Raw genomic sequence first — 25,421 nt, 5'->3', positions numbered from 1 at the left:
AGGAAGATACTTTTCATAAGGAGCATGACAAATGAACGAAAAACAGCTCGCTGAAGCTTACGAACGCGATGAAAATATGATGATTTTGGTGTTTGCCCAATGGTGCGTGAACCATGATCTTGATCCGATGGAGCTGTACGCCAAAGCGTATCCGCAGCAAAAGCTGAATGAAAGCTTGAAAAAAACCATGGACGATCTGGTCGTGCCAAAACACGAAGCAGAGCACATTCCGAACCAGACTGTCATTGCGGTATTAGAGATATTCGGAAATACAGATTTGGCACAAGCCGTTCATGAAGCGATTTCTGGGCGCAAACAATAAAAAAAGAGACATCCTGTGTCTCTTTTTTTATTGGGAAAATCATGCTGTTAGACCTAGAAACTTCTTTCGATTTAATCAGTCTATAAAAGTGTGTATTGCTTAAATAAGGGAATGATAAACAACGACATCAAAGGAGGAGATTGTATGAAATGGAATAAAATGCTGAAAGCCGCGGGGATTGCAGTCTTGCTTTTTTCCGTATTTGCATATGCGGCCCCATCTTTAAACGCAGTTCAAGCGAAAACACCGACTGTCAGCACCCATACGTACAAAAAGATCAAGGAGTTAACGTATCCACAAGTGCATCACGTCGGGAATGCCGCGTTTGAAAAGAAAATCAATCAAGAGCTGAAAGCCTACATTGAACAATCGTATCAGGAATACCTGAAAAACAAAAAAGCAGGCGAACAGCAGGGCTTTAAAACGGAATATCAAACATCCTTCAGCGTCAAATACAATGCGGCAGGCAAGCTCAGCATTCAAACACTCAATTATATCTATTCAGGGGGCGCCCACGGTTTAACGTCTGTCCAGTCCTTCAACTATGACTTGAAAGCACAAAAGCGGGTGACGCTGGATCAGATTTTGAACACCAAAACAAAAGTCAGCAAAACGAGAGATTACCTATATAGCTATATCAAAAAACACGATGAGCTGTTTTTCCCTGATGTTAAGAAAGAGGATATAACCCTAAACAAAGACACAATGTTTTACTTTACGGCAAACGGGATCGCCATCGTCTTCGGCCAGTATGACTTGGGGCCTTATGCAGCGGGAATCCGGAATGTGCAGGTGCCAGCCTCTATTTATCAATAATGAAAAGAGCCATATCCGAAAAGGGATATGGCTCAATGTTTCTACCACACAAACAGGCCGACAATCGCAGCACTTAATAAAGATACCGCAATTCCGCTGACGAGCAGCTTCCACACGTTTTTCCCGATGACCGTTGACTTTTCTCCGTCAAGGATCGAATTGTACGTGCCGTAAATCATGCCGACCGTACTGAAGTTTGCAAAGGACGTCAGAAATGTCGTCGCCACTGCAACGGTGTGAGGCGGAAGGGATTTGAGATTGTTTTTCAAGTCAAGCATCGCAACAAACTCGTTCGTTGCTAATTTCATGCCCATCAGCTGAGCAACATACATCGCATCGTGCACTGGCAATCCAAGCAGGAATGCGAACGGACTGAACAGATAAGCAAAAATCGTCTGGATGGTCAGGCCGTGTACGAAAACGCCAAGAATGCCATTAACTGCTGACGTTAATGCGACATATCCGATCACCATTGCCAAAATAACGATCACCATGTTCATGCCGACAAGCATACTGTTAGAAATCGTAGAGAAAAAGTCTTTCTTCTCTTCTTTAGGCGGTGTATAGATGATATCTTCATCCTCCGGCACGTGAACAGGATTCAGCAGGTTTGCGATAATCAGCGCGTTTAAGCAGTTCAAAGGAATGGCTGTAAACACGTATGTCGCAGGCACCATTGACAGATAAGATCCGATAATGGAGCCGCTGATGCTGCTCATGCTCATTAAGCCGAATGTGAGCAGGCGGTTGTTGCTTAAAACCGTTAGCTGCTGGCGAATAACCGCAAGTGCTTCGGTATTTCCCAGGAACATCATTTGAATAGAGAAAAAGCTTTCTAATTTCGGCAAGCGGGAAGCCTTTGAAATCACCCATCCGATTTTATCAATCAGCCAAGGCAAAATGCCGAAATACGTTAAAATATCAAAGAATGTGACGATAAAGATAATTGGAAGAAGCGCACTAAAGAAAAAGTCTACTGTTTCATTCGCCATCACTGACGGAAAGGCAAACGCGATACCGTCACTGGCGCAAGCAATCAGCCAAGTGAAGAAATCACCGATTTTACCGATGGCCCAGCTTCCGACTTTTGTTCCCAGCATAAACCAAGTAATCAGCAATTCCAGAACAATTAACGTCATGATCGGGCGCCACTTGATTTTCTTTTTCTGCGGAGAACATAGGAATACAACTGCCATAATCACAATGAGACCGACAAGGTTTAGTAAAAAGTACATGATAGCAACTCCTATGAGGGTTATTATGGAAACAAAAAAAGCTCTTATTCTTCACAAATTCTGGAAGTGCAGAAAGTGTGAAAAATAAGAGCAAACAGAAAAGAACTTGTCCTTTTCAACTCGTTCAAATTTATTCAAACTTTCTTGTAGTCTAGTTTTTTACGGTTACTAGGTAGAAACAATCAGACCATATTACTGATCATATACAAGAATGTCTTTTTCTAAGATGATAGCAGTATTTTATCCTTTCACTTTTTGAAAATCAACCTTTTTAACTATTTTCACAATAATAAAATTTATATTCTGAAATGAGAAAATAAAGGAAAAACATGCTGGATTGCTATGCTGATATGATGTTGGCGGGATATCAGCATGTCAGTACTGATTTTTCTTCACTATAAGGTTCCAGCTCCTGGATATTTGTTGTATGATGGAAACGGGGAAACCCATACAGCAGAAAGGGAGTTTTTTTCATGATTATCCAATTCATTCGTTATAGATAATGACAGGTGTAGACAAACTGCCAGACCTGGCCAATTTTTGAGATAGGCCTAGGTTTATTTGTCTATGCCTTTTTTATTTATCTAAAAATGAATGAATGGGGTGTTTTTGATCATGAAGCGAACAGTTGATTTCAGCATGTTTCGATGCCCGCTCTGCGATTCTTCTATGGATGCGGCATCAGGGAAAAGCTTGATTTGTACAAAACGAGGACATACATTTGATCTATCTCGGCACGGCTACGTGAACTTTCTGACGAAGCCGGTCAAAACCAGTTACGGTGCTGAGCTTTTTGAAGCGAGGAGCAGGCTGATTGGAGAATGTGGTTTTTTTGACCCGCTCCATGATGCGATTGCAGAACTCATCAGCCATCCCAAATCTGGTCATGAGGCATTCACCATCCTGGACAGCGGTTGCGGTGAGGGTTCTCATTTGAATGCGCTTTGCGGGTTTGATTATGCAGGGAAAGCAGCGATAGGAACCGGTATAGATCTTTCGAAGGATGGGATCTTAAAAGCTTCTAAGGCATTCAAAGATCAGATATGGGCGGTTGCCGATGTGGCGCGTGTTCCTTTTCATGATCGCCAATTTGATGTTGTGCTGTCTATTTTTTCGCCGTCCAATTATGCAGAGTTTCATAGACTGCTGAAGAATGATGGCATGCTCGTAAAAGTAGTGCCGCGAAGCGATTATTTAATAGAATTAAGGCAATTTTTATATGCTGATTCACCAAGGCGCACGTATTCCAACGCGGCAGCTGTTGAGCGTTTTACAGCAAATGCAGCACACAGCCGTCCTGTCAGGCTGCGCTATGTTAAAACGCTTGACCAGCAGGCGATCCACTGGCTTCTCAAGATGACGCCGCTTGCCTGGTCGGCGCCGAAAGATCGAGTCAGCCTCCTGAAAGAGATGAAATCAGCCGATATTACGGTTGATGTTGATATCCTAATAGGAATGAAATGAATGGCAGAGGAAAGCTCCGAAAAAAGGAGCTTTCCTTTTTTAATCGGAATAGTTGGCCCACGCTTCTCGTACATATGGAAAGGGGACGGAAACAGCCGATGCGGACAGGTTTATGTAAACGCTTTCTAGTTCGCGGAAACGGGGGATGTGTGTGTGGAACTGATCATCATTCTATTGGCGTTAGGTTTGCTGATGTTTACGGCGTATCGGGGATTTTCTGTCATATTGTTTGCGCCGATTTGCGCGTTATTCGCGGTGCTCCTGACAGATCCAAGCCATGTGCTTCCTTTTTTTTCATCAATTTTTATGGAGAAGATGGCGGGTTTTATTAAGCTGTATTTCCCAGTGTTTTTGCTCGGTGCCATTTTTGGAAAGGTCGTTGAAATGGCCGGGCTTGCGGCATCAATCGCGAAAACAATTGTCCGGCTTGTCGGGGCAAAAAGAGCGATACTTGCCATTGTGCTGATGGGTGCTGTCTTGACGTACAGCGGTGTCAGCCTGTTTGTTGTCGTATTTGCCGTATATCCTTTTGCGAAAAACATGTTCCAAGAAGCAAACATACCCAAACGCCTCATCCCGGGAACGATTGCTTTAGGGGCTTTTACGTTTACGATGGACGCACTTCCGGGGACGCCGCAAATCCAAAATGTCATCCCGACGGCTTTTTTCAAAACAGACATTTATGCCGCCCCTTGGCTGGGCTTGATGGGCGCAGTGATTGTGCTGGCAGCTGGGATGCTCTATTTGGAATCAAGGCGGAAGAAAGCGCAGGCATCTGGCGAAGGCTATGGCGGTTTTGATTCGCAGAATGCTGCTGCTCCTGAATCGATTGAGTCCGCGGCTGAACCGGACAAAAGCCCGATTCGGCACGCGCTTGCCTTTGTCCCGCTTATTCTCGTCGGTGCAGTGAATAAATATTTTACCATTTACCTGCCAAAGTGGTATCCGAATGGATTTGATTTTTCTTCCATAGGATTAAAGGAGTTCGGCAGGCTTGATATTTCTTCAGCGGCTGCTATTTGGTCGGTGGAGATTGCTTTAGTGATTGGCATCATCACAACGATTTTATTTGATTGGAGAAGTGTGTTTGCCCAATTGAAGGAAGGGCTGAATGAAGGGATTGGCGGCGCCTTGCTGGCATCTATGAATACGGGTGCCGAGTACGGGTTCGGCGGCATTATCGCCGCGCTGCCGGGGTTTCATAAGCTGAGCAGCGGAATTTCACATACTTTTACCGATCCGCTTGTAAATGGCGCCGTTACGACAACTGCGCTGGCAGGAATCACCGGCTCGGCTTCAGGAGGAATGGGCATTGCGTTAAGCGCGATGTCAGAACAATACTTACAGGCGATTCAGGCTTACAATATTCCGCCAGAGGTGATGCATCGGGTCATTTCAATGGCATCAGGCGGGATGGATACACTGCCGCATAATGGCGCCGTTATCACGCTTCTGGCCGTGACGGGTTTGACACACCGGCAATCCTATCGCGATATTTTTGCGATCACGCTCATTAAAACGGCTGCCGTATTTGCTGTGATCGCGATTTACAGCCTGACTGGTCTAGTGTAGAAGAAAACGAAAGGGGCATCAATATGGGGAAAGTGCTGTCATCAAGCAAGGAAGCTGCGAAATTGATTCATGATGGGGATACGCTGATCGCGGGAGGGTTTGGGCTGTGCGGCATCCCTGAACAGCTCATTTTGTCTATAAGAGATCGGGGAGTAAAGGATTTGACCGTTGTCAGCAATAACTGCGGAGTCGATGACTGGGGGCTGGGTTTGCTTCTGGCTAACAAGCAAATCAAGAAAATGATCGCTTCCTATGTCGGTGAAAATAAAATTTTTGAGCGGCAGTTTTTAAGCGGAGAGCTTGAGGTCGAGCTTGTTCCCCAAGGAACGCTCGCTGAGAGAATTCGTGCAGGCGGTGCAGGCATACCGGGATTTTATACGGCGACAGGCGTCGGCACCTCCATAGCCGAGGGAAAAGAACATAAAACATTCGGCGGCCGGACTTATGTGCTGGAGCGAGGCATTACCGGCGATGTGGCGATCGTCAAAGCGTGGAAAGCGGACACCATGGGCAATTTGGTTTTTCGGAAAACGGCGAGAAATTTCAATCCCGTTGCCGCCATGGCAGGCAAGATCACGATTGCCGAGGCGGAAGAAATCGTGGAAGCAGGAGAGCTCGATCCAGATCACATCCATACGCCGGGAATTTACGTACAGCATGTCGTGCTTGGGGCGAGCCAAGAAAAACGGATTGAAAAACGAACAGTTCAGCAAGCATCGGGAAAGGGTGAGGCCAAGTGAAGGAAGCGAGAAAACGAATGGTCAAACGGGCTGTACAAGAAATCAAGGACGGCATGAATGTGAATCTCGGGATTGGCATGCCGACGCTTGTCGCAAATGAGATACCCGATGGCGTTCACGTCATGCTTCAGTCGGAAAACGGCTTGCTCGGAATTGGCCCCTATCCTCTGGAAGGAACGGAAGACGCGGATTTGATCAATGCGGGAAAGGAAACGATCACTGAAGTGACGGGCGCCTCTTATTTTGACAGCGCTGAGTCATTCGCGATGATAAGAGGCGGGCATATCGATTTGGCTATTCTTGGCGGAATGGAGGTTTCGGAGCAGGGTGATTTGGCCAATTGGATGATCCCGGGCAAAATGGTAAAAGGGATGGGCGGCGCTATGGATCTCGTCAACGGGGCGAAACGGATCGTTGTCATCATGGAGCACGTCAATAAGCATGGTGAATCAAAGGTGAAAAAAACATGCTCCCTACCGCTGACAGGCCAGAAAGTCGTACACAGGCTGATTACGGATTTGGCTGTATTTGATTTTGTGAACGGCCGCATGACACTGACGGAGCTTCAGGATGGTGTCACAATTGAAGAGGTTTATGAAAAAACAGAAGCTGATTTCGCTGTAAGCCAGTCTGTACTCAATTCTTAATGGGAAGGTGTTTGACATGAGAAAACAAGTCGCTTTGGTGACAGGGGCTGCTGGCGGAATTGGATTCGAAATGGCAAGAGAATTCGCCCGGGAAGGTGCCAGCGTCATCGTTTCAGACCTCCGTCCGGAAGCATGTGAAAAAGCAGCCTCCAAACTTGCAGAAGAAGGCTTTGACGCGGCGGCCATTCCGTATGATGTGACAAAGGAAGCGCAAGTTGCTGATACGGTGAACGTCATCCAAAAACAATACGGCCGCTTGGATATTCTGGTGAACAATGCCGGTATTCAGCACGTCGCTCCGATTGAAGAGTTTCCGACAGACACCTTTGAACAGCTGATCAAGGTCATGCTGACAGCGCCCTTTATTGCAATGAAGCATGTTTTTCCGATCATGAAAAAACAGCAGTTTGGCAGAATCATTAATATCGCGTCTGTTAATGGATTAGTCGGCTTTGCAGGGAAATCCGCTTATAATAGCGCCAAGCACGGCGTCATTGGACTCACAAAAGTAGGGGCGCTGGAAGGCGCGCCCCACGGCATAACAGTCAATGCGCTCTGTCCGGGTTATGTCGATACCCAGCTTGTACGCAATCAGCTTAGCGATCTATCGAAAACGAGAAATGTCCCTTACGACTCTGTACTTGAACAAGTCATTTTTCCGCTTGTGCCGCAAAAGCGACTGCTTTCCGTCAAGGAAATTGCGGATTATGCCGTGTTTTTGGCAAGCGAGAAGGCGAAGGGCGTCACTGGGCAGGCTGTCGTCCTTGATGGGGGCTACACCGCACAATGACATAAAAAACACACTTGCTCCGCTAGGGAATCAAGTGTGTTTTTTCTTTGCTTATTTCCAAACATCATTAGCGATCTCAACCACATGGCGGAGCTTCGCCCATTGCTGTTCTTCAGTCAGCTTGTTGCCTTCCTCAGTTGAAGCAAATCCGCATTGAGGGCTGAGGCAAAGCTGGTCTAAGCTTACATAACGGGACGCTTCTTCGATACGGCGTTTCACGTCATCCGGATTTTCAAGCTCACCGAATTTAGATGTCACTAAGCCAAGAACAAGCTGAAGATCAGACCGTTTTACGTAACGGAGCGGCTCAAATCCGCCTGAGCGTGAATCATCATACTCTAAGAAAAGTCCGTCAAGATTCAAGCCGTCAAAAATGGTTTCGGCTGCTGCGTCATAGCCGCCTTCCGCTGTCCAAGTGGACTGGAAGTTGCCGCGGCAAATATGCATGGTTACCGTTAAGTCATCCGGGCGGTCTGCAATCGCGTCGTTAATCGATTTCGCAAACAGCTGGCGAAGCTCATCAGGCGTTGTTCCGAACGCTTCGATTTGTTTTAAGCCTTTTTCTGATAAGAAAACGGCCCACGCTGTATCATCAAGCTGGAGGTAGCGGCAGCCTCTGTCATAAAACGCTTGAATCGCTTTTTTATATGCTTTGGATACATCATGCTGGAAAAGGTGATAGTCGTTTTTGTATGCACCTTTTTCCAATTTCCCGCGGAAAAACAGCATATTCGGGCTTGGAATGGTCATCTTTGGCGTCGCGTCACCGGCAATGCTATGGAGAAATGAATAATCTTCAAGCATTGGGTGAGTTGAAAAATCGATATCACCTGTGACTTTAATGCCGCGTGCTTTTGTCTGTACGTTATGGAATTGGATTCCGTGCTCAGGAGTAAACGGCTCAACGCCATCTAAGTTTTCAAGGAAATCAAAGTGCCACCATGCTCTGCGGAATTCCCCGTCTGTCACGACGTTCAGGCCGATTTCCTTCTGTTTTTCCACAATGCGGATGATTTCATCGTTTTCGATCTGGCGAAGCTGCTCAGCCGTAATATCGCCGGCCGCTTTTTGCAGCCGCGCTTTTTTGACGGGCTCAGATCTCAGCAGGCTTCCGACTTGATCCGCGCGAAACGGCGGTTTTTTTCTTTGAAGTGATTTTTGTTCTGCGGGTGTTGTTTGTTGTGACATGTTGTCCATTCCTTCTTTCCATTCAAATATAAAAAAGCTCTTCCTTTGGATAAGGAAGAGCTTGCGTGACAACCTCAACCTTATCTTCAAGAGCAATCATTGCTCTAAAGGATTTAGCACCATTCTGTTAAACAGCGGTTGCCGGGTATCGCAGGGCCAGTCCCTCCACCTCTCTTGATAAGGAAAACCTTTTTATGAAATTTTCTGATAGTATCTATTATTCACACATTTTCTATTTCTGTCAATGATAGATTATCTCCACACATCGTTGGCGATGTCGATGACATGGCGAAGCTTGGCCCATTGCTGTTCCTCTGTCAAAAGGTTGCCTTCTTCTGTAGAGGCGAAACCGCACTGCGGGCTGAGGCACAGCTGATCCAAGCTGACAAAACGCGCCGCTTCATTGATACGGCGTTTCACATCCTCTGGATTTTCAAGCTCGCCGTATTTCGATGTGATCAAGCCAAGCACGATTTGCAGATCCTTGCGTTTCACAAAACGGAGCGGATCGAAGTTTCCGGAGCGGTCATCATCGTATTCCAAGAAAAGGCCGTCAAGGTTTAAGCCGTCCAAAATCGTTTCCGCTACAGCGTCGTACCCTCCTGATGCCGCCCAGGTTGAGCGGAAGTTGCCGCGGCAAATGTGCATTGTGATCGTTAAATCGTCAGGCCGGTCTGCGACGGCATCGTTAATTGTTTTGGCAAATATGGCTGGCAATGTTTCTGGATCACCGCCGAGCGCCCGGACAACCTCTCTGCCTTTTTCCTCAAAGAAGAGAGACCATGACGTATCATCGAGCTGGAGATAACGGCAGCCAGCATCATAGAAGGCTTTGATTGCTTTTTTGTATGCTTGGACCAGGTCATGAAAATATTCCTCTTGATCGTCATAAATCCCTTTATCCGCCTTTTCGCCAAAAAACAGCATATTTGGGCTGGGAATGGTCAATTTTGGCGTCGCGTTACCGGCAATCTCATGTAAAAATTGATAATCAGCAAGCGCTGGGTGGCTCGTAAAATCGAGTTTTCCCGTCACTTTGATGCTGCGCGCTTTCGTTTTTGTGTTATGGAACTGAATCCCCTCAGCTGGGATGAACGGTTCCACACCGTCAAGCCCTTCCAGGAAGTCATAATGCCACCAAGAACGCCGGAATTCCCCGTCTGTTACCACATCGAGACCGATTTCTTTTTGTTTTTCCACGATGCGGGAAATCTCTTGATTTTCGATATCACGGAGCTGTTCCGCTGTCATCTCACCTGCCGCTTTTTTTTGCCGGGCTTCCTTCACCGGAACGGAACGAAGCAAACTGCCGACATGATCGGCGCGGAAAGGTGCTTTGCGTTGTTTTTCTGTTTTTTGTCCTGCAACATTCGTTTGTTGAGCCATGTTATTCGCCTCTTTTCTGAAATATTGAGCATGTAAAAAGCTCTTCCTTTGTGAAGGAAGAGCTTGAACGATCAAATCTCCGCCTCATCTGCAAGAACGCAATGTTCTTAAGGATTTAGCACCATTCTGTTTGAAACAGCGGTTGCCGGGTATCATAGGGCCAGTCCCTCCACCTCTCTTGATAAGGTACAACTTCATATTCAGATTTCAATTATCTTAATATTATTACTTTTGGATCAATTGTCAATGCTTTTTAGAAAATACTTTCATCTTCATCGTTATATAAAACCATATCAAGCACGATAGCGATGGCAGTGCAAATCAGAACATCTTCCTCGTTTGCAATCTGCAAGTGATAGGAATCACCCCAACTGAGCCACTTTTTGCTCACTGACATCCGGACATTTTCCCCGTCCGTCAGCTGGAATTCATCCCTCCATAAATCACCATCGATTTCCCAGTTAAGCCCGGAAATCACAAATTTCGGTTTGAAAAACGTTACTTTCTTCGTTACCTCACAAACTGTTTTCCCGCCAATTGAAATCTCATAGCGCGGCAATAAAGACATTAGTTTTTGTTCTATGGAAACGAGCGTTTTCCCAGATGAGTCTGTCATTTGTAATGAGTCTCCTAACGAGAAAAAACGCCCCTCCACCTTGAATGTTTCTTGTTCATCCCGGTCATAAATGTGAAATGCATCTTTAAATGAGAACATTTTTTGTTTCATAAATAACTCGATCATTGCTGAAGTCTCCTTTGGGTTTGCCTTGTATGAAATTACGGATAGGTGGCGAAAAGGTTTCAGGCTCTAAATCAAAACAATTTTAAAAGGCTGCGTGATTCAGCAGCCTTTTCATTTGAAATATAGAATTAGGAAAGATGCATCCGGCGTTTTTGGCGGATGGCGTCAAGGTCGATTAGGTTGTTGTGATGAGGTGCGGCTGCTGGCAGAGGGCTTGTCTTTTGCGGTTTGCGGCGATTGTCCTTGCTGAAAGAAAAAAGAAGATAGCCGCATAATGCGATGATAATAAATAGGATCATATTACATACCTCCCAAAAAAAGTTTTGGTACTCTCTATTGTACGGATAAAAAGTCAAAAAGTATTCAAAAAATTCAAAATCAATAAATAACAAGAAACTGTCCCTCTAAAACAGTATAACCTGATGACCTGAAAATAGTCTTGGATCACGCTGTTTGCTCTTGTTGATGATTGGTTCTATAGTTACTATCGACGATAAAATAAATTCCTTTATATAACTTTTAACCTAAGTTTACGTAATTCAAATTGCCTGTTTTTGGGTGTTGTTTTCTTGCTTGTTTGGTTTATACCCTATTTTGCGGAATTGAACACAAAAAACCCAAATTACGGAGCATTTGGGCGGTACGGGTGAATACGGATTGTATTTAGGGGATTTGAATAGTTTATTTGAAGAAGCGTTTGAACATTTTTCTGATTTTTTGAAATGGGCTGGATTTCTTTTGCATGTTAAGCGGCCTGGAAATGATCCATTTTTTCAAGAGACTCTTTGCAGCGATTGCATGTTTTGTCATTGTTTTTCCTCCTCATTTGTTGATACTTGTTTTACGGAGGACGCGTTTAAAATGTTTCACTTTCACACAAAAAAGCCAGTCCTTTTTTGGACTGGCTTTTGGCATTATGCTTGCGCTTCAAACTGTTTTGCAATCTCAACGATGACATTTACGGCTTTGACCATGTTATCAACTGAGATGTATTCAAATTTGCCGTGGAAGTTTTCCCCGCCTGTAAAGATGTTTGGCGTCGGAAGCCCCATGTAGGACAGCTGTGATCCGTCGGTGCCGCCGCGGATGGGAGAAATCTTCGGTTCGATGCCGAGGTTTTCCATCGCTTGCTTGGCAATGTTGACGATTTCGATGACAGGTTCAATTTTCTCTCTCATGTTGTAGTATTGGTCGTTCATATCCAGCAGAATCCGGTCTTGCCCGTATTCGTTTTGAAGTTCTTCAACGGCACGCTTCATTTTTTCTTTTCTGTTTTGGAAATTCTCTTTGTCAAAGTCTCTAATAATGTAGTGGAGCTTTGTTTCCTCTACGTCTCCTTGAATCGACAGCAGGTGGTAGAAGCCTTCATAGCCCTCCGTATATTCAGGCGCTTCGTCTGCCGGCAGCAGGCTGTTCAGCTTCATCGCGATTTTCGCAGAGTTGATCATTTTTCCTTTAGCTGTTCCGGGATGTACGTTGTTGCCTTTAATCGTAATTTTTGCGGCAGCGGCATTGAAGCTTTCATATTCAAGCTCGCCGAGCGGCCCGCCGTCAACCGTGTAGGCAAAGGAAGCATTGAACCGTTTCACATCAAATTTGTGCGGCCCTCTTCCGATTTCTTCATCAGGCGTAAAGGCGACTCTGATTGTGCCGTGCTTGATTTCAGGGTGTTTGATGAGGTAATCCATGGCTGTCATGATTTCAGCGATACCGGCCTTATTGTCTGCGCCAAGAAGGGTGGTGCCGTCTGTGGTGATGAGTGTATGGCCCTTATAGCCAGACAGCTCAGGGAATTGATCAGGTGACAGGGTGACCTGCAGCTGTTCGTTAAGAACGATGTCTTTTCCATCATAGCTTTCGATGATTTGCGGATTCACGTTTTTGCCGGTAAAGTCTGTAGCGGTGTCGACGTGAGCGAGAAAGCCGATTGTCGGCACGTCTTTTTCAGTATTGGAGGGAAGAGTTGCCATGACATAGCCGTTTTCATCAATAGCTGCATCCTGCATGCCGATGGACTTCAATTCATCAACGAGCATGTTTCCTAATGTCAATTGGCCGGGGGTGGAAGGACAAGTGTCAACGGATTCATCGGACTGTGTGTCGACTTTTACATATGTAGTAAACCGTTCAATGATTTCTTCTTTCATTTCCAATCATCTCCTTTGTCTTATTTTAGCATGGCGGGATGAGAGATTTCTATTGCACAATACCGTTTCGAATGGCAAAAACGACTGCCTGTGTCCGGTCTTGGGCATTGCATTTTTGCAGGATGCGGTGCACGTGGGTTTTCACAGTGCTTTCACTGACGAAAAGCTTTTCAGCAATATCCTCATTTCTCAGTCCGTAGGCCATTTGCTGAAGAACCTCAAGCTCTCTTTTGGTGAACGGCTCTGCCAGTTCTTCGGCATGGGGCTGTTGCTTCGCCCGAAATGTCTCACTGATAATTTTAGCAGCTGTGACTGTACGAAAAATCGCCTCGCCTCTCGCCGCAGCGCGAATCGCATCTATCAACTCTTCAGGAAGTGTATCCTTCAGCAGATAGCCTACTGCTCCCGCACGGATGCCTTCAAATACGTATTCTTCCGTGTCAAAGGTAGTTAAAATGACTATCTTTGTATCTGGAAGTGCGGACATAATGTCTTTCGCCGCTTCGATGCCTGAGCAATGCGGCATCTGGACATCCATGAGGATGACATCGGGTTTTGTTTGTTTTGCGAGTGCTATAATATCGTGACCGTCGCCGGCCTCGCCAGAAACCGTCATATCCGTCTGTGCGTTGATGACGTAGCGGAAGCCTTCACGCACAAGCGGCTGATCATCGGCAAGCGCGACGCGTATTTTATCTTTGTTCATCTTTTTGCTCCTTATTCGTTGTCATGAGCGGCAATGACAGCTCAATTTTCAGGCCGCTCGGCTGTACGGCACTGAAAGTAAGGGAACCGCCTGCTTTTTCTGCGCGCTCTTTCATTCCTGTCAGGCCAAATCCATAAGTAAGGCTGCCGGTGAATTGTCCGTCGTCGGTGACTGTGATATAGAGATGGGACTTGTCGTTAGAAATGACGGCCGCCGCATGAGAAGCGTCAGCGTGACGAATGATATTGGTCAGCGCTTCCTGCAAGATGCGGTAGATCGTTTCGCTCACGTTTGGAGGCCAAGACTCTTCTGACAGTCCGGCAGTATCTAAAGAAACGTGCAAGCCGCTCCGTTCCTCCACTTGATGAATGAGCCCCCGCAAAGCGGTAAGCCCCACCATCGATTCACTACGGCCCATTTGGTGAACGACAGACCGTACTTCTTGAAGACATTCCCTGGCGACACTCAGTACATTTTGAATGACTTTTTCTGAATCCTCCTTGCTGCTTTTGAGGATATAGGGAAGAGATTGAAGCTGAACAATCACAGAAGTCAGCTCGTGACCGATACTGTCATGAATGTCGCGGGCGATTCTTGTACGTTCCTCAAGGACCGCGTACCTTAATGAAAGAACAGAAGCCTCCTGCAGCTCTGCATGCGCTTTCTGGAGTTCTTTATGAGCATGCTCCAGCTGCACATGCATTTTTGCCAATTCAGCATGATTCCGTTCAGCCTCCCTTCTTGCTTCTCGTCTGAAACGCATGGAGGAGAAGAAGACGTAGAGTCCGATCATGATCGAGATGTTGCTGATGATGGTATTCAAGCTTCCCCCTTGTGAGGATAGGAGTAATATGTTGCCTCCAATTAAACATGCTGTGAAGATCAAGGATAGCCGTGAAGGGAGTCTAAAGGCGGCATATATCATTAAAAATACAATCAAAAAATAGGCGGCACCCTGCTCTTGGCCGGAAACAGCCCAAAAGAAATCGGTCAGGAGCCAGAGTCCGATGAATATGCTCAAACTAACAGCAGTGGATGCCACATAGGGAGTGATCCAAATGAATGCTAAGTATACCGCAAATACAAATGCTAACAAAATGGGATCAGCCTTAGTTGGATGAGATAAAAATTGTATGCAATTCAAAATGAGAATAAGGCTCGGCACAAGCTTCTTGTAGTAGTGCCGAGCCGGAGTTTGTCCGTTCATGCTGGTCCTTCTTTCGGTTATTGAATGGATACTTTGCCGGCGGTCAGCCGTCTGTATGCTTTGTAAAGCATGATGTTGCGGGCTGTGATGGTGCCGAGGGGAACGAAGAACATAGAATGAATAATGGCAATAAACATCTCGTTGCTCTCAGGCAGCCATGTTCTCGCGGCCATGCGCAAAGAAAGTATCACTAGAATGAGGATAACACTCCCAAGTGAGCCGCGTGAAGTGACCTTTCCTGTTTCCGGGTGAATCCGCACATTTACCATCTTCCCAATGCCAAACCCGCAGGCCAGCCCGATCAGTAATAAAATGCCGCTGATCGCCACATGTAATACGGAATGAAAATACGCCGGCTGAAACGATGCTGATACGCCCCATAAGAGCAGCAGCGGAATGATCAGCAACTTCCCGGGCTTTACCGTTCTTTCTCGATACATCGATAAAATAATAAGAATCAATACAATAAAAATATAAGGGCTCATCGCCATGTCATCAAATCCTTTCTGGATTAAGCATAGCGAAAATAGGAAAGGAAATCGTCAACCGGCAGATTGATTTTTCAGCTGCTATACTTGTTCGCGCTGCATAAAGTCATGTAACATGGCGTGAAAATGCTGATAACATATGAAAAAACTATTAATAAACGATTAAACTTCTTAAAAATGGATGTGGACCGGTTTTAAACACTATATAATGAAAACAGGTCATTTTTTAGGAGGGTTACATCATGGCAATACTTGTTACTGGCGGTGCCGGGTACATTGGCAGCCACACATGTGTTGAATTATTGAACAGCGGCTACGAGATTGTTGTTCTTGATAATCTGTCCAACAGTTCGGCTGAGGCGCTGAACCGTGTCAAGGAGATTACGGGAAAAGATTTAACGTTCTACGAAGCGGACTTATTGGACCGGGAAGCGGTAGATGCGGTTTTTGCTGAAAATGAAATCGAAGCTGTGATTCATTTTGCTGGGTTAAAAGCAGTCGGTGAATCTGTGGCGATTCCGCTCAAATATTATCATAACAATCTGACAGGAACGTTTATTTTATGCGAGGCCATGGAGAAATTCGGCGTCAAGAAAATCGTATTCAGTTCATCTGCGACAGTGTACGGCGTTCCGGAAACATCGCCGATTACGGAAGACTTTCCATTAGGCGCGACAAATCCTTATGGGCAGACAAAGCTCATGCTTGAACAAATATTGCGTGATTTGCATACAGCCGACAATGAGTGGAGCGTTGCGCTGCTTCGTTACTTTAACCCGTTCGGCGCGCATCCAAGCGGACGGATCGGTGAAGACCCGAACGGAATCCCAAATAACCTTATGCCGTATGTGGCACAGGTAGCTGTCGGGAAGCTCGAGCAATTAAGCGTATTCGGAAACGACTATCCGACAAAAGACGGGACAGGCGTACGTGATTATATTCACGTCGTTGATCTCGCAGAAGGCCACGTCAAGGCGCTGGAAAAAGTATTGAACTCTACAGGAGCCGATGCATACAACCTTGGAACAGGCACAGGCTACAGCGTGCTTGAAATGGTCAAAGCCTTTGAAAAAGTGTCAGGGAAAGAGGTTCCGTACCGTTTTGCGGACCGCCGTCCGGGAGACATCGCCACATGCTTTGCAGATCCTGCGAAAGCCAAGCGGGAACTGGGCTGGGAAGCGAAACGCGGCCTTGAGGAAATGTGTGCTGATTCCTGGAGATGGCAGTCTTCAAATGTGAATGGGTATAAGAGTGCGGAATAAGAATGGAGGCCTTCTCAATAGAGAAGGCCTTTTTTAAAGAACAAGGGTGCCTGAACAGGCACCCTTGTTAGCTGTTATTTGATTTTCACAATAACATCATTACTGAATTTTAGTTTCCAAGTGCCTTTTGCATAAGCTTCCTTGTCCACCTCAAATGCTTTCACATCTGTTACTTTAATATTAGGATTTAGATCACTTAATATTTTAGAGTTGTCAACTTTTGTCTCAGTTGCATAGGTTGAAGAAGCATCGATATCAGCATCATAAGAAGTGCCATCAGCATCAACTAATTTAACAGTTGGAATTGAAAAAGAGCTAATCGGCTTTTTAGATACGTTTTTAATTGTATATTGAACTGCTACAATTGTACCACCATCAGATGCTTTCTTTTCAACATATTGAGTACCGACAGTATCTCTGTCCTCTACCTTCGTAACTGTCACTTCAGTTTTTTCAGTTTTTACGGTATCACCGATATTGTATGTTTTTTCAGTTTCTGCTTTGCTGCTGCTTGATGTTTTGGAAGTGGCTTCTGAGCCGCCTCCGCCGCCAATCATATTACCGATAATAATGATGACAACAACTGCGAGAATAAACGTAATGATTTTATGTCGCATAAAAAAGTTACGTTGATCTTTACCGCAGTTAGGACATTTTTTTACACCCTTTGCAATTTCTTGACCGCAAGCTTTACAGGGTACTAGTTTTCCTGCCATTATATTTCCTCCTATGTAATAAAATGTACGAAACATATGTACTATAATGCCTATATTATTTCGCTTAGTCAATATAAAATTATGAATTTCTTATAATTATTATCATTTATAGTTAAATTCACTTGTAAAATATATGCTTTTTTTCTTATCGGTTATATCTGTTCTTTTTTAATAGATAACTCGTTTTTTCTTCCAGCTTATCTGATGAAAACTCCGCAAATACCCCTTGAACCAATTCGAACCGTCCCTTATAATGCTAATATTGGAAAGTGAAAAGGATATGATAAAAACAGTGGTTTTCTAGGGTTCCGCAATGCAAATTGGACTGTGACCGAGAGAAAACACATAGCAGCTTGGCTGTTATGACACGGTGGGATAAAAGCCCAGGAGTTTCTGCTCTTTTTCGAGAGCGTTCTCCTGGGTTTTTTTATTTGCTAGAACAGAACAATGAGAAGGAGTGTTTTCGTGATGAAAAAGAGAATGCTGGATGTACTAATGCTTGTGATTGGCGCTTTTTTCTTCGCGCTTGCGGTTAATTTATTTGCGATTCCCAATGATCTTGGGGAAGGCGGAGTCACTGGGATTACGCTGATATTGTATTATCTGTTTCAATGGTCTCCTGGTGTCACGAACTTTATCTTAAATGCGTTTTTGCTTTTAATCGGCTACAAGTTTCTGGATGGAAAAACAACGGTTTATACGATCATTGCGGTTGCGGCAAATTCGCTTTTTCTTCATCTGACACATGGGTGGAGCATTCCGTCTGATGAATTGATCATTAATACGATTTTCGCAGGTGTATTTGCGGGAGTCGGGATCGGCATGATTATCCGGGTCGGCGGGACGACGGCCGGTTCCGCGATTTTGGCCAGAATTGCTAATAAATATTTAGATTGGAATATCAGCTATGCACTCTTGTTTTTTGATTTAATCGTAGTATTTAGCTCTTATTTTATTATTGGTGCAGAAAAAATGATGTTTACGATCGTGATGCTGTATATCGGTACCAAAGTGATGGACTTCATTATTGAAGGTTTGAATACGAAAAAAGCCATTACGGTCATTTCAGAAAATAAGAGTGAGATTGCAGAGCAGGTAAATACCTTGATGGATCGGGGCGTGACGATTTTATCAGGGAAGGGAAATTATACGGGCCAATCAAAAGAGATTTTGTATATCGTCATTAACAAACAGGAGCTGTCTATGCTGAAAAAAATCATTAGAAGCTGCGACAAAAAAGCGTTTGTGATCGTTCATGATGTACGCGATGTGTTTGGAGAAGGGTTTGTAGATATATCTAAATAAAGAAAAATCCCTCTGTACTTGAAGCAGAGGGATTTTTTCATTTAGAACGGATATTTGCGGTATTGCTTCTGTATCGAAATCCATTTCGTCACGGTAAATTCCCTCGACGACCCACGGATTGCCGAAGCGGCCGACACCGCTTGCTTTGTTTCCGCCAAAGGCAATATTCGGCGAATCATTGACGGACTGGTCGTTGACATGGGTCATGCCGCTGTCAATTTGCAGGGCGAACTTTTCGCCTTTTTCTACATCAGAAGTGAAAACCGCAGAGCTGAGGCCGTATTCAGTATCATTTGCCATGTCAATCGCTTCCTGGTCGCTGCCAGCTTTAATAATGGTTGCGATTGGGGCAAACAGCTCCGTTTGGGCAATTTTGCTGTTGTTGTCCGCACCGACAAAGACGTACGGCGTCAGCACGTTTCCGACGCGTTTTCCTTCAACCGCAAGCTCAATGCCTTCTGCCTTTGCCTGCTCAATGATCTCCAGCGCTTTCTCGATTTGGCGCTCGTTGATCAGCGGGCCGACAACGGTTTTCGGATCGGTTTGATCGCCGTACGGAAGCTGTTTGACACGGGCGGTGAACTTTTCTACAAACTCATCGTACACATCTTGATGAACGATGATCCTGTTGATAATCATACAGATTTGTCCCTGGTGAATAAATTTTCCGAAAATCGCGGCATCCACAGCACGATCGACATCCGCATCTGAAAGGACGGCAAATGGATTGTTGCCGCCGAGTTCAAGGGCCATTCGTTTGAAGGCACGACCGGCGATTTCACCGATGTGGCGCCCGACTGCTGTTGATCCTGTAAAGCTGATTAATCTCGGGATTGGATTGGTGAGCATGCCGTCCCCGATTTCCTTTACATCCGTCAGCATGACGTTAAGGACACCGGCGGGAAGACCGGCGTGTTCAAACGCTTTCGCAATGATGGTTCCGCCGGAAATAGCGGTTTGGATATCAGGCTTGTGAACAACGCTGTTACCCAGCGCAATTGCGGGCGCAATGGATCTCATAGATAAATTCATCGGAAAATTAAATGGAGAAATCGATGAAATGACACCAAGCGGAAGGCGGTAAATCTTATTGGTTTTCCCTTCAATGTCGGATGGCACCTCTTTGACGCCGCCTAATTCACCAGTATACGTCATGGCTTCATCTAAAATCGCAATCGTTTGTTCCAGCTCGATTGTTGATTTAATGATCGTTCCGCCAGTTTCGCGGGCGATCATCATAATGATGTCATCACGGTTTTCCTGTAAATAGCCGCGCGCTTTTTGCAGGACGGCTTTTCGGTCTTCCGTCGTGCTCTTGGCCCACTCTTTTTGGGCTTTCTGTGCAATGTCAAACGCATCCTCCAGCTGTTTGCCCGTTGCCAAAGATGCTGTTGTGATCACAGACTGGTCATACGGATTCAAAATGTCCTCCGTACGTCCGCTTTCTCCCTCAGTCCATTTTCCGTTGATAAAACTTTTGTTTAACGTTTCGAAACTCATAAGATGACCCTCCTTTGGTCCTGCATATCCTTTTCTATTTCCGCTGAAGCCAATATGTAAACGAATGAGGTTTCCCTTTCAGTTTCTCGTCTATCTATACCGGATATACTCTTTTTTAGTGGAGAACATGTGTGTTTCGCCTTATACTGAATATACAGATCCTTACATAAGAGAGGAGACTCTATGAAATCGCTGCTGGCTATTTATCCCGGTTCGATTGTGTCTGAGGAGCTTTGCATAAGGGAAGGCTGTCTATGTTTTTTTGATGAGAGCAATCAGAGATATATCTCCATTCCGAAAACAGAGATCAGTGAAAAAGAAGTATTGGTGCTGCAGTCATTTTTGACGCCTGCGGATGAGGGCAATCAAATGTCTATGAAATCACCTGAGGAAAACAAGTGGTTTTCGTTCCTTTTTTCCAGAGGGGAATTGCCGGCGTACATAAAGAAACGGACGAGATTTGTTCACTTTCATTTATTCGGCAAAATAGAAAGGACGTCCTTTACGGAAGCGGTTCGCCATTTTTGGCCGGTGTCTTTTGTGATTGTGTGGATCCATGAGGACAGAGGCGTGATTGTAGAGCAGGAAAGTGAAGCGGCGGCGGAGAAGGACGAACTGGAATCACTTGCAAAGGTTCTTGAAAGTGATTTCTACTTCAGTGTCCGTTTTTACGCCGGAAGATTTTACGAGCCGGATGAGTGTCTGCGAAAGCATTACGCCCGTGAACAGGCGTATTTCCTGTTTGCTGAAAAACGGCTGCCTCAGGTACAGAGTGTGACCTTTGAGATGATCTTTCCTTTTCTATTATTAGAGACAGAAAAAGAAAAATTGGAAACGCTGCTCTCTGAAGAAGCTGAGCTTTTATTTGGAAGTGAATCTGAGCTAAGGAAGACCATTAAGCTGTTTATTGAAAACAACTCAAACGTCACATTAACAGCGAAAAAGCTGCATCTGCATCGTAACAGCCTGCAATATCGGATTGATAAATTTATTGAGCGGTCAGGGATAGATATCAAATCGTACAAAGGCGCGCTTCTTGCCTATTTTATCTGCCTGCAAAGTGAAAGTTCAGAATAAATTGGAAATATGCACGAAAAATGGCTGGGTGATTTTATGAACGCTGCCCATTTTAGCGAGAGGGAATTGCTGTTACACTCAATATAAGAAAGCGTTTACAATAACAAAGGGGGATGTTAGATGGCTGAATTGCGGATGGAGCACATTTATAAATTTTATGATCAAAAGGAACCGGCGGTTGATGACTTTAACCTTCATATTGCCGATAAGGAATTTATCGTATTTGTCGGCCCGTCCGGCTGCGGGAAATCAACGACGCTGCGAATGGTCGCAGGACTTGAAGAAATTTCGAAAGGCGATTTTTATATTGAAGGAAAACGGGTCAATGATGTAGCGCCAAAGGACAGGGATATCGCGATGGTATTTCAGAATTACGCGCTCTATCCGCATATGACGGTCTACGATAATATCGCGTTCGGGCTCAAGCTTCGGAAAATGCCGAAGCCTGAAATCAAAAAAAGAGTAGAAGAAGCGGCTAAAATTCTCGGGCTGGAGGAATATTTGCACCGTAAACCGAAAGCGCTGTCAGGCGGACAGAGACAGCGGGTTGCGCTGGGCCGGGCAATCGTGCGGGATGCAAAGGTGTTCCTGATGGATGAGCCTTTGTCAAACTTGGACGCGAAGCTGAGGGTGCAAATGCGGGCGGAAATCATTAAGCTCCACCAGAGACTGCAGACTACTACGATTTATGTGACGCATGACCAGACAGAAGCGCTGACGATGGCGACACGGATCGTAGTCATGAAAGATGGGAAAATTCAGCAGATCGGGACGCCGAAGGATGTTTATGAATTCCCTGAAAACGTCTTTGTCGGCGGGTTTATCGGATCACCGGCGATGAACTTTTTCAAAGGAAAGCTCACGGATGGTTTAATCAAAATCGGTTCTGCGGCATTAACCGTCCCGGAAGGAAAAATGAAAGTGCTGCGTGAAAAAGGCTACATCGGCAAAGAGGTCATCTTCGGCATCCGTCCTGAGGATATACATGATGAATTGATTGTCGTGGAATCATATAAGAACTCTTCGATTAAGGCGAAAATCAATGTTGCAGAGCTGCTCGGTTCTGAAATCATGATTTATTCGCAAATCGACAACCAAGACTTTATTGCGCGGATCGACGCCCGCCTCGATATTCAATCGGGCGATGAGCTGACGGTCGCATTTGATATGAACAAAGGCCATTTCTTTGACAGTGAGACAGAAGTGAGAATTCGATAAGATCAAAAAAACCGGACATGGAGACATGTCCGGTTTTTTTGCTATTGAAAATCTCAGAATCAAACCGATGAAAAAGGAGGAAGAAATAGACAGAAAGCAGGAGAACGATGAAACGATTGTTTTTAAGCATCTTTCTTTTGGGCAGCTGTTTGGCGCTTGCGGCTTGCGCTGATCAAGAGGCGAATGCAGAGCAGCCGATGCCAAAAGCGGAACAAAAGAAACCGGAAAAAAAGGCAGTACAAGTTCAGAAAAAAGAAGACGATACATCCGCATGGATCAAAACAGAGAAACCGGCAAAGCTGCCGATTTTGATGTACCACAGCATTTCTTCAGGAAACAGTCTCCGTGTGCCAAAGAAAGAATTCGAGGCGCATATGAAGTGGCTTCATGATAACGGCTATCAGACATTAACGCCGAAAGAGGCATATCTCATGCTGACGCAGGATAAAAAACCGAGTGAGAAGTGCGTGCTGATCACATTTGATGACGGGTACACCGACAATTATCAAGATGCGTATCCGGTGCTGAAAAAGTACGGGATGAAGGCAACGATTTTTATGATCGGCAAATCGATCGGACATAAGCACCATCTGACAGAGGAACAAATGAAGGAAATGGCACAGCACGGCATATCGATTGAAAGCCATACGATTGACCACCTTGAGCTGAACGGATTAACGCCTCAACAGCAGCAAAGTGAGATGGCTGATTCGAAAAAGCTGTTTGACAACATGTTTCATCAGCAAACCACCATCATCAGCTATCCGGTAGGGCGCTACAATGAGGAGACGCTGAAGGCCGCTGAAAAAACGGGCTATCAAATGGGCGTGACGACAGAACTAGGCGCGGCTTCAAGAGACCAGGGAATGTATGCCCTCCATCGTGTGCGCGTGTCCCCAGGCATGTCAGGCTCGGCTTTTGGTGCGTACATCGAATCAATGAAATAAAAAAAGGCGGCGTTTAATCGCCGCCCCCTCCGCCGCCACAGCCGCATCCATCATGGTGCGAGCTATGATCTGAATAACCGAAATACCCGCTGTCTGCCTGCTGGCGGCTTTTATTTTCCGATGACTGTGGCTGAATGACTGAAAGAAAAACAATAATAGCTATTATCAATAAGATCACTATCACTTCTGGTCACTCCCTTTTTTCACCATATCTGTTATACGGATGAAACGCTGACCGGTTTCATTTCAAAGTGATCGATTCTTTCAGGCGGTCTCTGAGCCAGCGCTTTAGCACCCCATGTCCTTTGTTTGACAATAAAGTGCCGACACGCCAATACATAGGGGGATGAGGAGCGAACTGAAAATCAATCAATCTGAAAAACCAGCTTTTATCACGGGTGAGAGAGTCAATTTGAAGCTCGTCTTCACCTGCTTCAGAGCTGTAGGCGCTTTGTTTCTGTATGTCCTCATCCTGCCGAACCGCCAAGATTCTCAAGGCTTCAGCCATTTGTTTGTAACCGCCCTCCAGCAAGGATGCGCCAAGGTTGTCAGCACGCACCTCCATCCATTGTGAACAAAAGGATTGATAGAGCTGGAATAGGATAATGATTGCCATAATGAAAGCCCAAAGCGCAATTTTGTGGGCCTCGGGATGGGTGATACGCTGCTCAAACAAGAGGAAAATCCCAACGACAGCTCCAAGATATAGAAAACGCAAAAGCTGTGATGACAGAACGTCACGTTTTTTGATATGAATCGCCTCATGGGCCAGAATGCCTTCAATGACAAGCTGTGGAAGTGTTAGTGTGGCGCTTGTCAGGATGACCATTGACCTCCCGACATTCATGCCTACTGCCATTCCGTTGTAATCATCACTCTCCGTTTCGTATATGCGGACATGGGAAATGCCGGCCGATCGGCAAATCTTATCGGCCGCTGCCTGTACATGCGGATGATGACAAGGCTTGGCGTCCATCGCCGCCCGCAACACACGGTCTGACATATACATGTTGAATACCCAATACAGGATTACGGCAACAGCCATGACCCATGGAGAGGCGTGTAATGCGTATAACGCGAGCACCAATAAGGCGTAAGCGGATACCCCTTTTACGCTGGCGGCAAAATAAAGCTTACCGAGCAGCCGCTTCACATTTTTTCGATGATAAAACGGCAAAACAGAAATCACATTGTCCACATTGTTTTCTGCATCTGTGTATTCCTGGAGAATTGTTTTCCATTTTTGCGGTTCCTTCACCGTCAAAAACAGTGTTTCGCCGGGAAGAGACAGTTTAATAACTTGCTGAAAGCTTGTTGTCAAATCTAAACGGGATGAATACATCGTCAGAAGCGGATGGAGCTTTAAGAGATCAGCCGTTGATTCAAGCTGAATGTCCTTCAAATCGGAAAGCGGGTATGTACGGGTTTCATAGTGTGAGCTGATATGCAATTTTTCTAAGGCTGCTGAATAAAAAACCTTTACGCTGAAAACATTCAGTATACGCTTCACCAGTGCCCCTCCGCCGGAGATCATGCCGAGAAGGATCACATATTTGAGAGGGCTTGTGTCAGGTCCATAGATGAAAAAAATAACAGCCCCTGCAAACACAATGGCGGTCAGCGTAATGTCTGACAGGAGACGTGTTTTGTTTCTGGCCAGCTCGATTTCCTGCCAGTCTCCCGAAGGTTTTTCCGCACGCTCTGAAACAATGAGATCCATTGCGGTCCAATAGCAGAAGAACATTGTCGCCATCGAGACTATGCCGTCCATGAATGAGAGATGAGAGAAGATGTAAACCGCAGCGCCGACCCAAAGAACAATATCAATCCAGAAGTCTACGGCCGGAATGAATTTTGCTGCCAGGGCTGATATCAAATAAAATCCCAGCCCGAGAAGCATAAAGAGAAATAGATGAGTTCCCATAGGCATGCCATATTCCTTTCTA

25 protein-coding genes, 1 pseudogene and 4 riboswitches are annotated in these 25,421 nt (G+C 45.4%); of the genes and pseudogenes, 12 read left to right on the top strand and 14 right to left on the bottom strand.

Features of this window, described 5'->3' with window-relative positions; all coding sequences use genetic code 11:
* Positions 1 to 31 precede the first annotated feature (31 nt).
* Together NYE53_RS19755 and NYE53_RS19750 are read left to right on the top strand one after the other, a co-directional pair.
* The gene (locus NYE53_RS19755) at positions 32 to 322 is read left to right on the top strand and encodes a hypothetical protein (protein WP_336155363.1); all 291 of its coding nucleotides are present in this window, start codon (positions 32 to 34) and stop codon (positions 320 to 322) included.
* Positions 323 to 466: 144 nt separating this feature from the next.
* Positions 467 to 1,138 (top strand): DUF3298 and DUF4163 domain-containing protein, encoded by a 672-nt coding sequence (locus tag NYE53_RS19750; RefSeq protein ID WP_326131617.1) that lies wholly within the window; start codon positions 467 to 469, stop codon positions 1,136 to 1,138.
* Between the two features lie 41 nt (positions 1,139 to 1,179).
* On the opposite strand, the gene NYE53_RS19745 is transcribed toward NYE53_RS19750, so the two are convergent.
* The gene (locus tag NYE53_RS19745) at positions 1,180 to 2,373 is read right to left on the bottom strand and encodes a NupC/NupG family nucleoside CNT transporter (RefSeq protein ID WP_015714968.1); all 1,194 of its coding nucleotides are present in this window, start codon (positions 2,371 to 2,373) and stop codon (positions 1,180 to 1,182) included.
* A gap of 127 nt (positions 2,374 to 2,500) precedes the next feature.
* Positions 2,501 to 2,602, bottom strand: a riboswitch (purine riboswitch).
* Between the two features lie 386 nt (positions 2,603 to 2,988).
* Between NYE53_RS19745 and NYE53_RS19740 the strand changes: the two genes are divergently transcribed.
* The 5 genes from NYE53_RS19740 (at position 2,989) to NYE53_RS19720 (ending at position 7,586) form a co-directional block, all read left to right on the top strand.
* The gene (locus tag NYE53_RS19740; protein ID WP_339246403.1) at positions 2,989 to 3,837 is read left to right on the top strand and encodes a methyltransferase domain-containing protein; all 849 of its coding nucleotides are present in this window, start codon (positions 2,989 to 2,991) and stop codon (positions 3,835 to 3,837) included.
* 153 nt (positions 3,838 to 3,990) lie between these two features.
* Positions 3,991 to 5,409 carry a GntP family permease gene (locus NYE53_RS19735; RefSeq protein WP_335388032.1) on the top strand — a complete coding sequence of 473 codons (1,419 nt, stop codon included), beginning with the start codon at positions 3,991 to 3,993 and terminating at the stop codon, positions 5,407 to 5,409.
* A 23-nt stretch (positions 5,410 to 5,432) separates the two neighbouring features.
* The gene (locus tag NYE53_RS19730) at positions 5,433 to 6,149 is read left to right on the top strand and encodes a CoA transferase subunit A (RefSeq protein WP_339246400.1); all 717 of its coding nucleotides are present in this window, start codon (positions 5,433 to 5,435) and stop codon (positions 6,147 to 6,149) included.
* Positions 6,146 to 6,796, top strand: coding sequence for a succinyl-CoA--3-ketoacid CoA transferase subunit B (locus tag NYE53_RS19725; protein WP_003243049.1), 651 nt, complete (start codon positions 6,146 to 6,148; stop codon positions 6,794 to 6,796). Before NYE53_RS19730 ends, NYE53_RS19725 begins: the two co-directional genes overlap by 4 nt.
* 16 nt (positions 6,797 to 6,812) lie before the next feature.
* Entirely contained in the window at positions 6,813 to 7,586 is a 774-nt protein-coding gene (locus tag NYE53_RS19720; protein ID WP_014481333.1) for a 3-hydroxybutyrate dehydrogenase, read from the top strand.
* A gap of 51 nt (positions 7,587 to 7,637) precedes the next feature.
* On the opposite strand, the gene NYE53_RS19715 is transcribed toward NYE53_RS19720, so the two are convergent.
* The 9 genes from NYE53_RS19715 to NYE53_RS19675 form a co-directional block, all read right to left on the bottom strand.
* Positions 7,638 to 8,774 carry a 5-methyltetrahydropteroyltriglutamate--homocysteine S-methyltransferase gene (locus NYE53_RS19715; RefSeq protein ID WP_339246398.1) on the bottom strand — a complete coding sequence of 379 codons (1,137 nt, stop codon included), beginning with the start codon at positions 8,772 to 8,774 and terminating at the stop codon, positions 7,638 to 7,640.
* Between the two features lie 77 nt (positions 8,775 to 8,851).
* A riboswitch (SAM riboswitch) is annotated at positions 8,852 to 8,958 on the bottom strand.
* Positions 8,959 to 9,026: 68 nt separating this feature from the next.
* The gene (locus NYE53_RS19710; protein ID WP_339246395.1) at positions 9,027 to 10,160 is read right to left on the bottom strand and encodes a 5-methyltetrahydropteroyltriglutamate--homocysteine S-methyltransferase; all 1,134 of its coding nucleotides are present in this window, start codon (positions 10,158 to 10,160) and stop codon (positions 9,027 to 9,029) included.
* Positions 10,161 to 10,241: 81 nt separating this feature from the next.
* A riboswitch (SAM riboswitch) is annotated at positions 10,242 to 10,348 on the bottom strand.
* A gap of 65 nt (positions 10,349 to 10,413) precedes the next feature.
* A complete protein-coding gene (locus NYE53_RS19705) occupies positions 10,414 to 10,902 on the bottom strand; it encodes an LURP-one-related/scramblase family protein (protein WP_032725093.1) in 489 nt (162 codons plus the stop codon).
* Between the two features lie 128 nt (positions 10,903 to 11,030).
* Positions 11,031 to 11,294, bottom strand: a complete 264-nt coding sequence (locus NYE53_RS19700; RefSeq protein WP_339246392.1) for a hypothetical protein — start codon at positions 11,292 to 11,294, stop codon at positions 11,031 to 11,033.
* A 289-nt stretch (positions 11,295 to 11,583) separates the two neighbouring features.
* Positions 11,584 to 11,712 (bottom strand): hypothetical protein, encoded by a 129-nt coding sequence (locus tag NYE53_RS19695; protein WP_003227241.1) that lies wholly within the window; start codon positions 11,710 to 11,712, stop codon positions 11,584 to 11,586.
* Positions 11,713 to 11,816: 104 nt separating this feature from the next.
* The gene (pepT, locus tag NYE53_RS19690) at positions 11,817 to 13,049 is read right to left on the bottom strand and encodes a peptidase T (protein ID WP_339246389.1); all 1,233 of its coding nucleotides are present in this window, start codon (positions 13,047 to 13,049) and stop codon (positions 11,817 to 11,819) included.
* 49 nt (positions 13,050 to 13,098) lie between these two features.
* Positions 13,099 to 13,755 carry a two-component system response regulator YxJL gene (gene yxjL / locus NYE53_RS19685; RefSeq protein WP_071577813.1) on the bottom strand — a complete coding sequence of 219 codons (657 nt, stop codon included), beginning with the start codon at positions 13,753 to 13,755 and terminating at the stop codon, positions 13,099 to 13,101.
* On the bottom strand, positions 13,742 to 14,962 hold the full coding sequence (gene yxjM, locus NYE53_RS19680) for a two-component system sensor histidine kinase YxjM (RefSeq protein ID WP_339246384.1): 1,221 nt from the start codon (positions 14,960 to 14,962) through the stop codon (positions 13,742 to 13,744). Before yxjM ends, yxjL begins: the two co-directional genes overlap by 14 nt.
* 17 nt (positions 14,963 to 14,979) lie before the next feature.
* On the bottom strand, positions 14,980 to 15,453 hold the full coding sequence (locus NYE53_RS19675) for a DUF1453 family protein (protein ID WP_003243313.1): 474 nt from the start codon (positions 15,451 to 15,453) through the stop codon (positions 14,980 to 14,982).
* A gap of 239 nt (positions 15,454 to 15,692) precedes the next feature.
* On the opposite strand from NYE53_RS19675, the gene galE reads away from it, so the two are divergent.
* Positions 15,693 to 16,712, top strand: a complete 1,020-nt coding sequence (gene galE, locus NYE53_RS19670) for a UDP-glucose 4-epimerase GalE (protein ID WP_069322994.1) — start codon at positions 15,693 to 15,695, stop codon at positions 16,710 to 16,712.
* 74 nt (positions 16,713 to 16,786) lie between these two features.
* On the opposite strand, the gene NYE53_RS19665 is transcribed toward galE, so the two are convergent.
* On the bottom strand, positions 16,787 to 17,329 hold the full coding sequence (locus tag NYE53_RS19665) for a DUF4352 domain-containing protein (protein WP_120028571.1): 543 nt from the start codon (positions 17,327 to 17,329) through the stop codon (positions 16,787 to 16,789).
* Between the two features lie 388 nt (positions 17,330 to 17,717).
* Positions 17,718 to 17,820, top strand: a riboswitch (guanidine-I (ykkC/yxkD leader).
* Between the two features lie 76 nt (positions 17,821 to 17,896).
* On the opposite strand from NYE53_RS19665, the gene NYE53_RS19660 reads away from it, so the two are divergent.
* Positions 17,897 to 18,733, top strand: coding sequence for a YitT family protein (locus NYE53_RS19660; protein WP_003242615.1), 837 nt, complete (start codon positions 17,897 to 17,899; stop codon positions 18,731 to 18,733).
* A 41-nt stretch (positions 18,734 to 18,774) separates the two neighbouring features.
* Here NYE53_RS19660 and NYE53_RS19655 read toward each other — a convergent pair.
* Positions 18,775 to 20,233: pseudogene (locus tag NYE53_RS19655) on the bottom strand (aldehyde dehydrogenase family protein).
* A 183-nt stretch (positions 20,234 to 20,416) separates the two neighbouring features.
* Between NYE53_RS19655 and NYE53_RS19650 the strand changes: the two are divergent.
* The 3 genes from NYE53_RS19650 to NYE53_RS19640 all read left to right on the top strand — a co-directional run bounded on the left by NYE53_RS19650 (position 20,417) and on the right by NYE53_RS19640 (position 23,475).
* Positions 20,417 to 21,310, top strand: coding sequence for a PucR family transcriptional regulator (locus NYE53_RS19650; protein ID WP_217000442.1), 894 nt, complete (start codon positions 20,417 to 20,419; stop codon positions 21,308 to 21,310).
* A 120-nt stretch (positions 21,311 to 21,430) separates the two neighbouring features.
* Positions 21,431 to 22,528, top strand: coding sequence for a maltodextrin ABC transporter ATP-binding protein MsmX (gene msmX / locus NYE53_RS19645; RefSeq protein ID WP_003242648.1), 1,098 nt, complete (start codon positions 21,431 to 21,433; stop codon positions 22,526 to 22,528).
* Positions 22,529 to 22,635: 107 nt separating this feature from the next.
* Entirely contained in the window at positions 22,636 to 23,475 is an 840-nt protein-coding gene (locus NYE53_RS19640) for a polysaccharide deacetylase family protein (protein ID WP_339246379.1), read from the top strand.
* Between the two features lie 13 nt (positions 23,476 to 23,488).
* Here the strand turns inward: NYE53_RS19640 and NYE53_RS19635 are convergent, their stop codons facing one another.
* Together NYE53_RS19635 and NYE53_RS19630 are read right to left on the bottom strand one after the other, a co-directional pair.
* A complete protein-coding gene (locus NYE53_RS19635; RefSeq protein ID WP_339246377.1) occupies positions 23,489 to 23,659 on the bottom strand; it encodes a hypothetical protein in 171 nt (56 codons plus the stop codon).
* Between the two features lie 57 nt (positions 23,660 to 23,716).
* Positions 23,717 to 25,405 carry a M56 family metallopeptidase gene (locus tag NYE53_RS19630; RefSeq protein ID WP_339246374.1) on the bottom strand — a complete coding sequence of 563 codons (1,689 nt, stop codon included), beginning with the start codon at positions 25,403 to 25,405 and terminating at the stop codon, positions 23,717 to 23,719.
* Positions 25,406 to 25,421 lie beyond the last annotated feature (16 nt).

Source organism: Bacillus sp. FSL R5-0523 (genome assembly GCF_037975295.1).
GTDB lineage: Bacteria > Bacillota > Bacilli > Bacillales > Bacillaceae > Bacillus > Bacillus subtilis.
Note: the sequence above shows the minus strand (reverse complement) of the source record. Positions and strands in the feature narration are given on the sequence as shown.

Coding starts and splice junctions, on each gene's coding strand:
- galE (WP_069322994.1), top strand. CDS start 15,693: ATGGCAATACTTGTTACTGGCGGTGCCGGGTACATTGGCAGCCACACA.
- NYE53_RS19730 (WP_339246400.1), top strand. CDS start 5,433: ATGGGGAAAGTGCTGTCATCAAGCAAGGAAGCTGCGAAATTGATTCAT.
- NYE53_RS19755 (WP_336155363.1), top strand. CDS start 32: ATGAACGAAAAACAGCTCGCTGAAGCTTACGAACGCGATGAAAATATG.
- NYE53_RS19630 (WP_339246374.1), bottom strand. CDS start 25,405: ATGCCTATGGGAACTCATCTATTTCTCTTTATGCTTCTCGGGCTGGGA.
- pepT (WP_339246389.1), bottom strand. CDS start 13,049: ATGAAAGAAGAAATCATTGAACGGTTTACTACATATGTAAAAGTCGAC.
- NYE53_RS19750 (WP_326131617.1), top strand. CDS start 467: ATGAAATGGAATAAAATGCTGAAAGCCGCGGGGATTGCAGTCTTGCTT.
- NYE53_RS19665 (WP_120028571.1), bottom strand. CDS start 17,329: ATGCGACATAAAATCATTACGTTTATTCTCGCAGTTGTTGTCATCATT.
- yxjL (WP_071577813.1), bottom strand. CDS start 13,755: ATGAACAAAGATAAAATACGCGTCGCGCTTGCCGATGATCAGCCGCTT.
- NYE53_RS19650 (WP_217000442.1), top strand. CDS start 20,417: ATGAAATCGCTGCTGGCTATTTATCCCGGTTCGATTGTGTCTGAGGAG.
- NYE53_RS19710 (WP_339246395.1), bottom strand. CDS start 10,160: ATGGCTCAACAAACGAATGTTGCAGGACAAAAAACAGAAAAACAACGC.
- NYE53_RS19640 (WP_339246379.1), top strand. CDS start 22,636: ATGAAACGATTGTTTTTAAGCATCTTTCTTTTGGGCAGCTGTTTGGCG.
- NYE53_RS19660 (WP_003242615.1), top strand. CDS start 17,897: ATGAAAAAGAGAATGCTGGATGTACTAATGCTTGTGATTGGCGCTTTT.
- NYE53_RS19745 (WP_015714968.1), bottom strand. CDS start 2,373: ATGTACTTTTTACTAAACCTTGTCGGTCTCATTGTGATTATGGCAGTT.
- NYE53_RS19705 (WP_032725093.1), bottom strand. CDS start 10,902: ATGATCGAGTTATTTATGAAACAAAAAATGTTCTCATTTAAAGATGCA.
- NYE53_RS19720 (WP_014481333.1), top strand. CDS start 6,813: ATGAGAAAACAAGTCGCTTTGGTGACAGGGGCTGCTGGCGGAATTGGA.
- NYE53_RS19715 (WP_339246398.1), bottom strand. CDS start 8,774: ATGTCACAACAAACAACACCCGCAGAACAAAAATCACTTCAAAGAAAA.
- NYE53_RS19695 (WP_003227241.1), bottom strand. CDS start 11,712: ATGACAAAACATGCAATCGCTGCAAAGAGTCTCTTGAAAAAATGGATC.
- yxjM (WP_339246384.1), bottom strand. CDS start 14,962: ATGAACGGACAAACTCCGGCTCGGCACTACTACAAGAAGCTTGTGCCG.
- NYE53_RS19675 (WP_003243313.1), bottom strand. CDS start 15,453: ATGGCGATGAGCCCTTATATTTTTATTGTATTGATTCTTATTATTTTA.
- msmX (WP_003242648.1), top strand. CDS start 21,431: ATGGCTGAATTGCGGATGGAGCACATTTATAAATTTTATGATCAAAAG.
- NYE53_RS19740 (WP_339246403.1), top strand. CDS start 2,989: ATGAAGCGAACAGTTGATTTCAGCATGTTTCGATGCCCGCTCTGCGAT.